The sequence below is a fragment of the Streptomyces sp. NPDC056486 genome, from assembly GCF_042795295.1.
Taxonomy (GTDB): Bacteria; Actinomycetota; Actinomycetes; order Streptomycetales; family Streptomycetaceae; genus Streptomyces.
This window is the reverse complement of the sequence record NZ_JBHTSF010000222.1, coordinates 1-12,188: the sequence shown is the minus strand read 5'-3', so window position 1 is coordinate 12,188 and position 12,188 is coordinate 1. Positions and strand designations below refer to the sequence as shown.

General features: G+C 69.2%; 15 protein-coding genes. 7 read left to right on the top strand and 8 right to left on the bottom strand.

The annotated features are described in order from the left end of the window. Positions 1-167: 167 nt before the first annotated feature. The 3 genes from ACFQ7F_RS42465 to ACFQ7F_RS42455 all read right to left on the bottom strand — a co-directional run bounded on the left by ACFQ7F_RS42465 (position 168) and on the right by ACFQ7F_RS42455 (position 2,966). Positions 168-881, bottom strand: coding sequence for a transglycosylase SLT domain-containing protein (locus ACFQ7F_RS42465; protein WP_383283817.1), 714 nt, complete (start codon positions 879-881; stop codon positions 168-170). A 331-nt stretch (positions 882-1,212) separates the two neighbouring features. Next, entirely contained in the window at positions 1,213-2,256 is a 1,044-nt protein-coding gene (locus ACFQ7F_RS42460) for an S-adenosylmethionine:tRNA ribosyltransferase-isomerase (protein ID WP_383283814.1), read from the bottom strand. After that, a complete protein-coding gene (locus ACFQ7F_RS42455) occupies positions 2,253-2,966 on the bottom strand; it encodes an SDR family NAD(P)-dependent oxidoreductase (protein WP_383283810.1) in 714 nt (237 codons plus the stop codon). Before ACFQ7F_RS42455 ends, ACFQ7F_RS42460 begins: the two co-directional genes overlap by 4 nt. A gap of 207 nt (positions 2,967-3,173) precedes the next feature. Here ACFQ7F_RS42455 and ACFQ7F_RS42450 point away from each other — a divergent pair, with 207 nt between their 5' ends. The 3 genes from ACFQ7F_RS42450 to ACFQ7F_RS42440 all read left to right on the top strand — a co-directional run bounded on the left by ACFQ7F_RS42450 (position 3,174) and on the right by ACFQ7F_RS42440 (position 5,391). Next, a complete protein-coding gene (locus ACFQ7F_RS42450) occupies positions 3,174-4,319 on the top strand; it encodes a GAF domain-containing sensor histidine kinase (RefSeq protein ID WP_383283807.1) in 1,146 nt (381 codons plus the stop codon). After that, entirely contained in the window at positions 4,312-4,974 is a 663-nt protein-coding gene (locus ACFQ7F_RS42445) for a response regulator (protein WP_383283804.1), read from the top strand. Before ACFQ7F_RS42450 ends, ACFQ7F_RS42445 begins: the two co-directional genes overlap by 8 nt. 171 nt (positions 4,975-5,145) lie before the next feature. After that, positions 5,146-5,391, top strand: a complete 246-nt coding sequence (locus ACFQ7F_RS42440) for a chaplin (RefSeq protein ID WP_383283801.1) — start codon at positions 5,146-5,148, stop codon at positions 5,389-5,391. 128 nt (positions 5,392-5,519) lie between these two features. Here ACFQ7F_RS42440 and ACFQ7F_RS42435 read toward each other — a convergent pair whose 3' ends face one another. Then, the gene (locus tag ACFQ7F_RS42435; protein ID WP_383283798.1) at positions 5,520-6,302 is read right to left on the bottom strand and encodes a hypothetical protein; all 783 of its coding nucleotides are present in this window, start codon (positions 6,300-6,302) and stop codon (positions 5,520-5,522) included. Between the two features lie 123 nt (positions 6,303-6,425). Here ACFQ7F_RS42435 and ACFQ7F_RS42430 point away from each other — a divergent pair, with 123 nt between their 5' ends. The 3 genes from ACFQ7F_RS42430 (at position 6,426) to ACFQ7F_RS42420 (ending at position 8,808) form a co-directional block, all read left to right on the top strand. Beyond that, positions 6,426-7,223: an ABC transporter ATP-binding protein gene (locus tag ACFQ7F_RS42430; RefSeq protein WP_383283795.1), complete on the top strand. Its 798-nt coding sequence runs from the start codon at positions 6,426-6,428 to the stop codon at positions 7,221-7,223. Positions 7,224-7,306: 83 nt separating this feature from the next. After that, the gene (locus ACFQ7F_RS42425; RefSeq protein ID WP_383283792.1) at positions 7,307-7,735 is read left to right on the top strand and encodes an NfeD family protein; all 429 of its coding nucleotides are present in this window, start codon (positions 7,307-7,309) and stop codon (positions 7,733-7,735) included. A 131-nt stretch (positions 7,736-7,866) separates the two neighbouring features. After that, a complete protein-coding gene (locus tag ACFQ7F_RS42420; protein ID WP_383283789.1) occupies positions 7,867-8,808 on the top strand; it encodes an SPFH domain-containing protein in 942 nt (313 codons plus the stop codon). Positions 8,809-8,902: 94 nt separating this feature from the next. Here the strand turns inward: ACFQ7F_RS42420 and ACFQ7F_RS42415 are convergent, their stop codons facing one another. The 3 genes from ACFQ7F_RS42415 to ACFQ7F_RS42405 form a co-directional block, all read right to left on the bottom strand. Continuing rightward, positions 8,903-9,409 (bottom strand): HNH endonuclease, encoded by a 507-nt coding sequence (locus tag ACFQ7F_RS42415; protein WP_383283786.1) that lies wholly within the window; start codon positions 9,407-9,409, stop codon positions 8,903-8,905. Positions 9,410-9,563: 154 nt separating this feature from the next. Then, positions 9,564-10,103, bottom strand: a complete 540-nt coding sequence (locus ACFQ7F_RS42410; RefSeq protein ID WP_383283783.1) for a YbhB/YbcL family Raf kinase inhibitor-like protein — start codon at positions 10,101-10,103, stop codon at positions 9,564-9,566. A 76-nt stretch (positions 10,104-10,179) separates the two neighbouring features. Further along, the gene (locus ACFQ7F_RS42405) at positions 10,180-10,962 is read right to left on the bottom strand and encodes a sporulation protein (protein ID WP_383283781.1); all 783 of its coding nucleotides are present in this window, start codon (positions 10,960-10,962) and stop codon (positions 10,180-10,182) included. Between the two features lie 166 nt (positions 10,963-11,128). On the opposite strand from ACFQ7F_RS42405, the gene ACFQ7F_RS42400 reads away from it, so the two are divergent. Next, complete coding sequence (locus tag ACFQ7F_RS42400) at positions 11,129-11,770, top strand: DNA-3-methyladenine glycosylase (RefSeq protein ID WP_383283778.1); 642 nt, start codon at positions 11,129-11,131, stop codon at positions 11,768-11,770. A 157-nt stretch (positions 11,771-11,927) separates the two neighbouring features. Here the strand turns inward: ACFQ7F_RS42400 and ACFQ7F_RS42395 are convergent. After that, a partial coding sequence (locus ACFQ7F_RS42395; protein WP_383283775.1) for a hypothetical protein occupies positions 11,928-12,188 on the bottom strand: 261 nt, incomplete at its 5' end.

The window sequence follows — 12,188 nt, the reverse complement described above, 5'->3', positions numbered from 1 at the left end:
GGGCTGGGGGGCCGCGCGACTGCGGCGCCGCCACGCGCCGGTGGTCAGGCCCATGTTGGCACGTCTGGCCGCCGGGGGCGGCCGAGACGGGCGGCCCCCCTGTGGGGTGCCGCCCTTCGGCGTCTGTCGAGCCTCGGCGAAGAGGTCCGTTGATCAGGAGATCAGGCTCAGTAGGCGCTGTTCACGTTGTCCATCGAGCCGTACCGGTCGGCCGCGTAGTTGGCCGCGGCCGTGATGTTGGCGACCGGGTCGAGGATGTTCGTGGACGTGCCGTCGACGTGGTACGCGTCGAACGTCGGCTGGATGACCTGGAGCAGGCCGACGGACGGGGTGCCGTTGATGGCGTTGATGTCCCAGCCGTTCTTGGCGTTCGGGTCGCCCGCGGACTCACGGATGATGTTGCGGTGCAGGCCGTCGTAGGAGCCGGGGATGCCCTTGGACTTCATGATGTCCAGGGACTGGCGGATCCAGCCGTCGAGGTTGTTGGTGTAGACCGGCTTGCGCGCGGCGGCACGGCTCGCGGCTTCCTTGGCCTTGCGCTCGTCCTCGGCCTTCTTCTTGGCCGCGGCCTCCTCGTCGGCCCGCTTCTTCGCGGCGGCGTCGGCCTCGGCCTTCGCCTTCGCGGCGGAAGCGTCCTTGGCCTGCTTGTCAGCGGTGGTCTGCTGCTTGATGACGCCGGCGTGGACCGCCTGCTGGGCGTCGACGTTCTGCTTGAAGGCCACCGGGGCGGTGGACACGTTCTGGGTTCCGGCATCGGCGCTGCCCGGCACGAGGGAGAAGGCGAGGGCGGCGGCGCCGAGCGTGGCGACACCGGCGATCGAGAACTTCTGGGTCTTGGTCAGCGCGGGGCGACTATGACCAGGGGTGCTGTGCTGGGACATGCGGATGGACCTCTTCGAATAGCGGAGGTCGCTCCGGTCGGCGGGGACATTGCTTCTCCGACACAAACGCCGCGGTGCGAGACCGCGGCGCCGAGCGACGGATGCAATTCTTAGCGGCAGCAAAATTCTGTGGCAAAGCAGTGACGTACGAAGCCGGGTAGTGGATCAGGGGGTGCGCCGTACGCTTTGACGGCATTACACCCCCCGCACATAAAGGGATTTCTCATCCACTAGGGGACTTCGTACGTGACGTGCGCCCTATGCGCGGGCTCACAGCGAACACGTAACAACCTCACCAACAGTTGCCGTCGCAATTCTCTGCGTGAGCAAACTACTTCGGAAGGAGGAGATGTACGTCGCCGAACTCGTGCCAGAGGTAGAGACGGCGTACCGCCTGCGCATAACCCCGGTCGACGGCGGCCCGGCCCGCGACCGCCTCCAGCATCAGCAGATGCGAGGCCTGCGGCTCGTGGAGCCCCGTAAGCAGCCCGTCCACCGCGCGCACGCCCCGCTCCGGGGTCACCACGAGCTCCGTACGGCCCGCTGCCGCCCGGACCACCCCGTCGGGCCCCGTGGCGGACTCGACGGCGCGCACGGCCGTCGTACCGACCGCGATGACGCGCCCGCCGCCCGCCCTCGCGGCATTGATCAGCCGAGCTGACGTCCCGGGCACCTCGAAGAGCTCGGGATACGGCGGCTCGTGCGCCTCGGGCGACGCCACCCCCGTATGCAGGACGACCGGAGCGAACTGCACACCCCGGCTCACCAGGCGCGCCACCAGGCCCGCGGTGAACGGCCGGGCCGCACTCGGCATCTCCGCGCTGCCCGCCCCGTCGGCCGCCGGCAGCGCGAACACGGTCTGGTGGGCGGAGAGCGGCTGGTCCCTCTCCGTATAGGAGTAACGGATGGGACGCCCGTGCCGCCGCAGCAGCGACGGCACATCGGCCGACACCCGGGCCCACCACAACCGCCCGCTCCCCGGGGCCAGCGGCTCATCGAGGACGAGGCGTACGTCTCCGGGGAGCCGCACGACTGAATCCGCGGGCCCGCCCGCGCGGGCCCGCGTGGTGCCCCGGCCGTCCGGATCCCGCAACTCGACGGCCCACCGTCCGTCGTCGCCCCGCGTCGAGAAATGCACCACCACGCGCGCGTGCCCGGCGGTTCCGTCGACCGCGGCGGCCAGCGTCTGCGAGGTGTTCACGATCAGCAGGTCCCCGGCCCGCAGCAGCGCGGGCAGGTCGCCGAACGCGTGGTGCGAGACCTCCGTCCCGTGCGAGACGAGCAGCCGCACCGCGTCCCTGCCAAGACCCGGCCCCCGCTGCTCGGCGGGGACACGGGCCGCGAGCTCCTCGGGCACCCGCACGGCCAGCGTCATCGGGCGTCCAGAAGAGAAGCGGCCGGCAGGGAGGGAGCGGAGTACCGCCCGCTCGCCGGGCGCTCGTCGAGCAGCCGCAGGAAGGCAGGCACCACCGACTCGGGTGACGGCCGCCCCGATGCGTCGTCGTCCGGAACGGCCGCCTCGTAGAGATCGGTCCGCATGTCACCGGGATCGACCGCCCACACCCTGAGCCCCGGCTCCTCCACGGCCAGAACCGCCGACAGATGATCGAGGGCGGCCTTCGACGCTCCGTACCCTCCCCATGTCTCGTACGCCTCGACGGCCGCGTCGGAGCTGACGTCGACCACGGCTCCTGCCCCCGAGGCCCGCAACAAGGGCAGCGACTCCTGGATCAGCCCCAGAGCCGCCACCACATTGGTCTCAAGGGCCTGGCGCAGCCCGTCGGGCGTGAGCTCCTCAAGGCGTACGAGAGGTTCCGCGCCCAGCGCGCTCGCATTGTTCACCAGCAGATCGAGACCGCCCAGCTTGCGCGCCGCGGCCACCAGATCCGCCCGGTGCCCGGCGTCCGTGACATCCCCGGCGACGGCCTCCACGCGCGCGCCGCGCCCCGCCAGGTCCCGCGCGGACTCCTCGAGCGCCGAGGCTGTTCTCGCGTCGAGCACCAGATCCCAGCCCCGCCCGGCGAGCGCCGCCCCCAACGCACGCCCCAGTCCCTTCGAAGCCCCCGTGATGATCGCTACCGGCATGACGTCCGTCCCCTCGGGTCGCCCTGGAAACCGCTTCTCCAGCGGATGACCCCACGCTATGAACGGACCCGCTCCCGGCGCCTCGTACGCGGGCCGTAACGGCTCAGGGCCCTTGGGCCTACGCCCAGGTGCCTACGCCCACGGCCCTAGGCATGGGCCGCCACAGGTCCGATACGCACTGTCACACCCCGCCGGTACGGTGAGGCCATGAGTCAAGGTCACCGGTCCGGCCTGAACGCGGTGAGCTCCGCGCTTCTCGCCATGAGCAGACAGCTCGAGGTGCGCGACGTCCTCAAGACGATCGTCGCCTCCGCCCGCGAACTGCTCGACGCGGAGTACGCGGCGCTCGGCGTCCCGGACGACCACGGCGGATTCGCCCAGTTCGTCGTCGACGGCGTCAGCGAGGAGCAGTGGCGCGCCATCGGCCCGCTGCCCCGTCAGCACGGCATCCTCGCCGCGATGCTGCACAAGGCCGAGCCCGAGCGCCTCGCCGACGTCCGCAAGGACCCGCGCTTCGAGGGCTGGCCGTCCGCCCACCCGGACATGTCCGACTTCCTCGGCCTGCCGATCCGGTACGGGGACGAGACACTCGGCGCGCTCTTCCTCGCCAACAAGAACTGTCCCAAGCCGGACGGCGGTTGCGGCTTCACCGCCGACGACGAGGAGCTTCTGTCGATCCTCGCCCAGCACGCGGCGATCGCCCTCACGAACGCCCGGCTCTACGAACGCAGCCGCGAGCTGACCATCGCCGAGGAGCGCTCACGCCTCGCCCACGAACTGCACGACGCCGTCAGCCAGAAGCTCTTCTCCCTGCGCCTGACGGCCCAGGCGGCGACCGCCCTGGTGGACCGCGATCCGGCGCGCGCCAAGGACGAACTCCAGCAGGTGACCGTGCTCGCGGCCGAGGCGGCGGACGAACTGCGAGCCGCCGTGGTGGAGTTGCGCCCGGCCGCCCTGGACGAGGACGGCCTGGTCGCCACCTTGCGCACGCACACGCAGGTCCTCGACCGCGCACATTCCGCCGAAGTCACCTTCGAGAGCCACGCGGTGCGCGCCCTGCCCGCGGCCCAGGAGGAAGCGATGCTGCGCGTCGCCCAGGAGGCGCTGCACAATGCCTTGCGCCACTCCGGCGCGGGACGCGTCTGCGTGACCCTGGTGCGGCGTGGAGCGGGAGCCGTGCTGCGCGTCACGGACGACGGCAGCGGCTTCGACCCCCGCACGATCCGCCGCGCGGGGCGGCACTTGGGCCTTGTCTCCATGCGGGACCGGGCCGGCGGGGTCGGCGGACGGCTGACCGTGGAATCTGAGCCCGGAAAGGGCACAACGATCGAGATGGAGGTTCCCGGTGGCTGACGCTGTGTTCAATCCGAAGGCGGGGATCCGGGTGCTGTTGGTCGACGACCACCAGGTGGTCCGCCGCGGTCTGCGTACGTTCCTGGAGGTGCAGGACGACATAGAGGTCGTGGGCGAGGCGTCGGACGGCGCCGAAGGGGTCGAGCAGGCCGAGAAGTTGAAACCGGACGTCGTCCTCATGGACGTCAAAATGCCGGGCATGGACGGGGTCGAGGCGCTGCGCAAGCTCCGCGAACTGGCCAACCCCGCGCGCGTGCTCATCGTCACCAGCTTCACCGAACAGCGCACGGTCGTCCCGGCCCTCCGGGCAGGCGCCGCCGGGTATGTCTACAAGGACGTCGACCCGGACGCCCTGGCGGGCGCCATCCGCTCCGTGCACGCGGGCCATGTGCTCCTTCAGCCCGAGGTGGCGGGAGCACTGCTGTCCCAGGAGGAGAACAACAACGGGCAGGGGAGGGGCGGTTCGCTCACCGAGCGGGAGCGCGAGGTCCTGGTGCTCATCGCCGACGGCCGCTCCAACCGTGAGATCGCGCGTGCCCTCGTGCTCTCCGAGAAGACCGTCAAGACCCACGTCTCGAACATCCTGATGAAGCTGGACCTCGCCGACCGCACCCAGGCCGCCCTGTGGGCCGTACGACACGGTGTGACCGGCTGATTCACGCTCCGGCGCACTCCGTCAACCGGCAGAGCAGACCGTCGCGTTCCGGTCTGAGATTCATACCGTCGTGTGGATGTCCCCCGTTCGGCGCAACCTGTGAGCCGCCCGGCCGTTCTCCAGTGCGTGCTGCGGCGGCTGGCCGCAGCGATCGCTAGGAGGACCCAAGAAGTGAAGAACCTGAAGAAGGCCGCTGCAGTCACGATGGTGGCGGGTGGCCTCATCGTCGCCGGTGCCGGTCTCGCCTCCGCCACGGACGGTGCGCACGCGAACGGCAAGGCCGTGAAGTCGCCGGGCGTCGGCTCGGGCAACCTCGTCCAGGCGCCGGTGCACATCCCCGTGAACGCCGTGGGCAACACCGTGTCCGTCATCGGTGCACTCAACCCGGCCTTCGCGAACGACGGCCTCAACGCCTGACGAACGCCCAAGGCGCAGCAGTGACCGCCGGCCCCCCGGGTAACTCCCGGGGGGCCGGTCCGGTGTCGGCGGGGTGGCCGGGCCCCGCATCCGGGTGCTCCGGATGCCGCTCACGCGCCCCGAGGGCCTCAGCCCCGCTCCCGCTCCTCCACATAAGCGTTGTACGCGGCCACCTGTGCCCGCCGAGCCGTCCGTTCCACCGGCCGGAGCGCCTCACCCCGTGCCGCCATCTCCGAGGCGCTCACAGCCCCGCCATGGCCGTTCTCGTACGCCACCGAGATCAGCAGGCCGACCCGCTGAGCCAGCTCCAACACCCGTACCGCACGTGGCGGATATCCCGGTGCGAGCGCCTCGCGCCCCCGCTCGGCCCGCGCCCGGTACGCGTCCACCGCCGCCTCGGCGACCGGCCCCGAACCCGCGACGTCGAGCCGCGAGAGCACCTCCGTCGCATCCCGCAGCGCCTCGGCGAGCTCGCGCTCCGCCTCGCTCAGCGAGGGCACATCGGCGGGCGGCGCCTCCCGTACGGGCAGGCAGTGCCAGAGGACCTCCACATGCACATCGCCGGCGGGCCCCGCCTCGGACACCTCGGGCACCAGGCCGTACGGAGCGCCGTAGGCGAGGACCGCCTCCTGCGCCTCCAGGGCCCGAGCGTTGAAAGCGGGAGGACCGCTCAGACCGAGCGGATGCCCCGGCGCGGGCAGCGCGACCCGCAGCCCGGTCACCCCGAGCGTGCGCAATCTTCCGAGGGCGAGCGTGAGACCGACGGGCCCCGACTCGCCGGGAAGACCTTCGACCCGGTGCACGGCGTCGTCGCCGACCGTCGCGAGCACCGCGTCGTCCGGCGAGACAAGTCCGGCAAGAAGGGCATTTCCCCATGCTGCCAAGCGTCCTGAGCGTGGTTCCGAGAGCATGCGTACAGCCTAAGGACCGGGCTAAGCACTGGAGCGCTCGACCGGTGGCGTAGGTTTTCTCCCAGGGGACTGCGTCCACAGGCGCAAGCGACAGCCGAGACTGCAATGGGAGACAACGCGCTCATGAGCGATGTACTGGAGCTGGAGGACGTATCCGTTGTCCGCGAGGGCCGGGCTCTGGTGGACCAGGTCTCCTGGTCGGTCAAGGAGGGTGAGCGCTGGGTCATCCTCGGACCGAACGGCGCGGGCAAGACCACCCTCCTGAACGTCGCGTCCAGCTACCTCTACCCGAGCACCGGCACCGCCACCATCCTCGGCGAGACCCTCGGCAAGCCCGGCACGGACGTCTTCGAGCTCCGCCCGCGCATCGGCGTCGCCGGTATCGCGATGGCCGAGAAGCTGCCCAAGAGCCAGACCGTGCTCCAGACGGTGCTCACGGCCGCGTACGGCATGACCGCCGGCTGGCACGAGGACTACGAGGACATCGACGAGCAGCGCGCCCGCGCCTTCCTCGACCGCCTCGGCATGAACGACTATCTGGACCGCAAGTTCGGCACCCTCTCCGAGGGGGAGCGCAAGCGCACCCTGATCGCGCGCGCCCTGATGACCGACCCCGAGCTGCTCCTCCTTGACGAGCCCGCCGCGGGCCTCGACCTCGGTGGCCGCGAGGATCTCGTACGCCGCCTCGGCCGCCTCGCCCGCGACCCGATCGCCCCCTCGATGATCATGGTCACGCACCACGTCGAGGAGATTGCCCCCGGCTTCACCCACGTCCTCATGATCCGGCAGGGCAAGATCATGGCCGCGGGCCCGCTGGAGCTCGAACTGACCTCCCGCAACCTCTCCCGCTGCTTCGGACTGCCCCTGGTGGTCGAGGAGCGGGGCGAACGCTGGAGCGCCCAGGGCCTCTCGCTCCGCTGACACCGGCGCGAACGGCCGGGCCCGCTCCGGCCAGGAGATCACGTGCCCTGTGCGGAAAGAGCTCGCGGTCCTACCATGACCATGTGGACATCGACGCATGGGTGTGGTGGCTGATCGGCGCCGCCGCGCTCGGAATCCCGCTCGTACTGACCGCTATGCCGGAGTTGGGCATGCTCTCCGTGGGCGCCGTCGCGGGCGCCGTGACCGCGGGCCTCGGCGGCGGCACCGTGCTCCAAGTGGTCGTCTTCGCCGCGGTATCGGTCGCGCTCATCGCGGTCGTCCGCCCTGTGGCGGCGCGACAGCGCTCCCAACGGCCCGAGTTGGCCACGGGAGTGGACGCGCTCAGGGGCAAGACAGCCGTCGTCCTTGAACGGGTCGATGGCTCCGGCGGCCGGATCAAGCTCGCCGGCGAGATCTGGTCGGCCCGCTCGCTCGACACCGACCAGGCCTACGAGGCGGGACGCGAGGTGGATGTCGTCGAGATCGACGGAGCGACGGCGATCGTCATGTGATGCACCACGGTGAATGCACCACGGGGTGCGCGACGGTCTGACAGACTCGACCAGCAAGATCTTCGCCGGTCCGCGTGCCGGCTCCGCGGATCTTTTGGGAACACCGAGCAAGAGGGGTACGGGGAGCAACGATGCAACCAATCATCATCGTCCTGATCATTCTGGTGGTGCTGGTCTTCATCGCCCTGATCAAGACGATCCAGGTCATCCCGCAGGCCAGTGCGGCGATCGTCGAGCGCTTCGGCCGCTACACCCGGACGCTGAACGCGGGCCTGAACATCGTCGTCCCGTTCATCGACTCGATCCGCAACCGCATCGACCTCCGTGAACAGGTCGTCCCGTTCCCGCCCCAGCCGGTGATCACCCAGGACAACCTCGTGGTGAACATCGACACCGTCATCTACTACCAGGTGACCGACGCCCGCGCCGCGACGTACGAAGTCGCCAGCTACATCCAGGCGATCGAGCAGCTCACCGTCACCACACTGCGCAACATCATCGGTGGCATGGACCTCGAGCGGACCCTGACGTCCCGCGAGGAGATCAACGCGGCGCTGCGCGGCGTCCTCGACGAGGCCACCGGCAAGTGGGGCATCCGCGTCAACCGCGTCGAGCTCAAGGCGATCGAGCCGCCGACCTCCATCCAGGACTCGATGGAGAAGCAGATGCGCGCCGACCGCGACAAGCGCGCCGCGATCCTCCAGGCCGAAGGTGTACGGCAGTCGGAGATCCTGCGCGCCGAAGGTGAGAAGCAGTCCGCGATCCTGCGCGCCGAAGGTGAGGCCAAGGCCGCGGCCCTGCGCGCCGAGGGCGAGGCCCAGGCGATCCGCACGGTCTTCGAGTCCATCCACGCCGGCGACGCCGACCAGAAGCTCCTCGCGTACCAGTACCTCCAGATGCTTCCGAAGATCGCCGAAGGCGACGCGAACAAGCTCTGGATCGTTCCCAGCGAGATCGGCGACGCGCTCAAGGGGCTGAGTGGCGCCATGGGCAACTTCGGACCGATGGGCGGCGGAGGCGGCGGGGGCGGCGAGCCCGCCAAGGAGCGCCGCGAACAGCCGCCGATCGACTGACGCCAGAAACCGCTGACGCGAGAAACGAACCGCTGACGCGAGAAACCCGCGCCCCCTTAGGGGCGCGGGTTTCTGCGTACTCAGTACCTGGCGGCTACGCGGCAGGCGCCGCCAGCCAACCCGGCAGCGTCGCCAGTTCGTCCCTGCCGAGAGACAAGAGCATCGCGCCCGCGGGCGTCGGCTCGAAGGGCTGCCGCAACAGCGGCATCCCCGCTTCCTCCGGCGTACGGTCAGCCTTGCGGTGATTGTCCATCGCGCACGAAGCGACCGTGTTCAGCCAGGAGTCCGCACCGCCCTGCGCCCGCGGCACCACGTGGTCCACGGTCGTCGCCCGCCTCCCGCAGTACGCGCACCTGTGCTGGTCCCGCACGAGAACACCGCGCCGCGACCATGGAGCCCGTCTTCGGAAAGGCACCCGTACATACCTGCAGAGCCTGATCACCCGGGGCACCGGCATCTCGACCGCCGCCGCGCGCACACGGAGTCCGGGGTGGGCCTGCTCGACGACGGCCTTGTCCGTAAGCACCAGCACGACGGCACGGTTCAGCGTCACCGTCGACAGGGGCTCGAAGCTTGCGTTCAGCACCAGCGTGTCCCGCATTTCGCCCACCTCCCGTATGCACACCGACCCACCCCCTGGCGGGCTGGGATCAACTCTGGCCGGGCACGCCGAGATGGACAACGCAATAAAAAATGCCCGCCCCTGATCAATTCCATGACCAGGGGCGGGCAAACGTCCGGTGAACGCTGGACGCTCAGCTGTCGGCGGGAGCCGCGTACTCGGCGAGCACCTGCGCGCGCCCGAGCGTGTGGAACCGGAGGTTGAATCCGATGGCGGCAGGCGAAGTGTCGGAGTCCGGCCCGAGCTTCTCCTGATCCACCGCATACACGGTGAACACATAGCGGTGCGCCGGGTCACCGGGCGGCGGCGCGGCGCCACCGAATTCCTTCGTCCCGTAATCGTTCCGCACCTGCACCGCGCCCTCGGGCAGTCCCTCGAACTTGCCGCTGCCCGCGCCGGTGGGCAGTTCGGTCACCGACACCGGGATGTCGATGACGGACCAGTGCCAGAACCCGCTGCCCGTGGGCGCGTCCGGGTCGAAGCACGTCACGGCGAAGCTCTTGGTCTCCGGCGGGAAGCCTTCCCACCGCAGGTGCGGCGAGGTGTTCCCGGCCGCATGGACCTGAGCGTCCTTAAGGACCGCCCCCGGCTCGAAGTCCTCGCTCACGACCGTGAACGACGGCACGGGCGGATGGAAGGCATGGGGAAGCGGCGGCCTCTTGAGCTCGGTCACGTCGGCACCTCCTGGTTGGTTCCTGCTGGGCGGTAGCTCTACAGCTCTTCTGTCTCGAGCCTAGAACCCTTCGAGCCTAGAACCAGTTGCGCTTGCTGCCGACCTGGGACAGCCATTCGTTGAGGTACGCCGCCCAGTCCGTGCCCTGGAAGTCGGTCAGACCGACCTTGAACGACCGGAACGAGTCGCTGCCCTCGCTGAAGAGACCCGGCTTCTTGTCCATCTCCAGAATGACGTCCATCTCGCGGTCGTCGGCCACGAAGCTCAACTCGACCTGGTTCAGACCGCGGTACTGCTGCGGCGGGTAGAACTCGATCTCCTGGTAGAACGGCAGCTTCTGCCGCGTGCCGCGGATGTGACCGCGCTCCATGTCCGCACTCTTGAAGCGGAAGCCCAGCTGGATGAAGGCGTCCAGGATGGCCTGCTGCGCCGGCAGCGGGTGCACGTCGATCGGGTCCAGGTCACCGGAGTCCACGGCCCGCGCGATCTCGAGCTCCGTGGTCACACCGATGTTCATCCCGCGCAGCTGCTGCCCGTCGATGGAGGTGATCGGCGTCTCCCAGGGGATCTCGAGCCCGAACGGCACCGCGTGCACCTGGCCCGCCTGGAGCGTGAAGGCGCCACCGAGCCGCACCTTGGTGAACTCGATGTTCTGCTTCGTCTCCTGGTCGTTGCCCTCGACCTCGACCCGCGCCTGCAGACCGACGGACAGACCCTCGATCTCCTGATCCACGGACCCGCCCTGGATCCGCACCTCACCCTGGACGACACCGCCGGGTACGACATTGACCTCGGTCAGCACCGTCTCCACCGAAGCACCACCGGCACCCAGGCTCGCAAGCAGCTTCTTGAACCCCATGACTCTCCATCCCCCAGGCCCCGCCTGTGGTTCGACTCGACTCGACTTGAATCCTTGATCCATACAAACGCGGTGAACCCACGTCCGGTTCCGCGCCTCACCCTGGCAATCCGCTCGGCCGGTGACCACCCACCTGGCCAAACCGTCTCCAGTACGCTCGGACGCCATGATCGAGGCCCCTGACCGTACGCCCCTGACCCCCGACTTCTTCGAGCGCCCTGTCCTCGATGTGGCTCCGGACCTCCTGGGCCGTGTCCTTGTACGCAGCTCACCTGACGGCCCGATCGAGCTGCGTCTGACAGAGGTGGAGGCGTACGCGGGCGAGGCCGACCCGGGATCACACGCCTATCGCGGTCCGACCGCCCGCAACAGCGTGATGTTCGGTCCGCCCGGACACGCGTACGTCTACTTCACCTACGGCATGTGGCACTGCCTCAACGTGGTGTGCGGCCCGGAAGGCATGGCGAGCGGGGTCCTGCTCAGGGCCGGGGAGATCACGACCGGCGCCGAGATCGCCCGCAAGCGTCGACTCTCGGCCCGCAACGACAGGGAACTGGCCAAGGGCCCGGCGCGCCTGGCGACAGCCCTTGACGTGGACCGGAGCCTGAACGGTTTCGACTTCTGCGCCGGCCAGGACGCCCCCCTCACCCTCCTTGCGGGCACCCCCGTCCACTCCGACCAGGTCAGCAGCGGACCCCGTACGGGAGTCGGCGGCGACGGAGCCGTCCACCCCTGGCGCTTCTGGATCCCCAACGACCCGACGGTCAGCCCTTATCGGGCCCATACGCCCCGACGCCGCCGAACTTGACGCGGCCCTGGGCGGACCGTAATGTGGCCCGAGCCGCTTGACCCGGTGACGGCAATCTGCCAGCAGCTGGAAGCGGCCAACCACTACCTACGACTTCCCCTCAGCGGGGGCGAATTTGGCGTGCTCGCATGCCGGAATTCGAACTCGCGGAACTCGATTATGAGTTGCAGAGGGAATCCGCTAACGTAGTGAACACGCCGAAAGGCAAAGGCCCTCCAACGGCCACTGGAAATGAAATCCGAACCGGGAACGGAACGAAAAACGGATCTGGTAGAGTTGGAAACGCAAGAACGAAACACAGCAAGACAAAATGAAACACCGATAGGGAAGCGCCCGGAGGAAAGCCCGAGAGGGTGAGTACAAAGGAAGCGTCCGTTCCTTGAGAACTCAACAGCGTGCCAAAAGTCAACGCCAGATA

Coding starts and splice junctions, on each gene's coding strand:
- ACFQ7F_RS42465 (WP_383283817.1), bottom strand. CDS start 881: ATGTCCCAGCACAGCACCCCTGGTCATAGTCGCCCCGCGCTGACCAAG.
- ACFQ7F_RS42460 (WP_383283814.1), bottom strand. CDS start 2,256: ATGACGCTGGCCGTGCGGGTGCCCGAGGAGCTCGCGGCCCGTGTCCCC.
- ACFQ7F_RS42455 (WP_383283810.1), bottom strand. CDS start 2,966: ATGCCGGTAGCGATCATCACGGGGGCTTCGAAGGGACTGGGGCGTGCG.
- ACFQ7F_RS42450 (WP_383283807.1), top strand. CDS start 3,174: ATGAGTCAAGGTCACCGGTCCGGCCTGAACGCGGTGAGCTCCGCGCTT.
- ACFQ7F_RS42435 (WP_383283798.1), bottom strand. CDS start 6,302: ATGCTCTCGGAACCACGCTCAGGACGCTTGGCAGCATGGGGAAATGCC.
- ACFQ7F_RS42430 (WP_383283795.1), top strand. CDS start 6,426: ATGAGCGATGTACTGGAGCTGGAGGACGTATCCGTTGTCCGCGAGGGC.
- ACFQ7F_RS42420 (WP_383283789.1), top strand. CDS start 7,867: ATGCAACCAATCATCATCGTCCTGATCATTCTGGTGGTGCTGGTCTTC.
- ACFQ7F_RS42415 (WP_383283786.1), bottom strand. CDS start 9,409: ATGCGGGACACGCTGGTGCTGAACGCAAGCTTCGAGCCCCTGTCGACG.
- ACFQ7F_RS42405 (WP_383283781.1), bottom strand. CDS start 10,962: ATGGGGTTCAAGAAGCTGCTTGCGAGCCTGGGTGCCGGTGGTGCTTCG.
- ACFQ7F_RS42400 (WP_383283778.1), top strand. CDS start 11,129: ATGATCGAGGCCCCTGACCGTACGCCCCTGACCCCCGACTTCTTCGAG.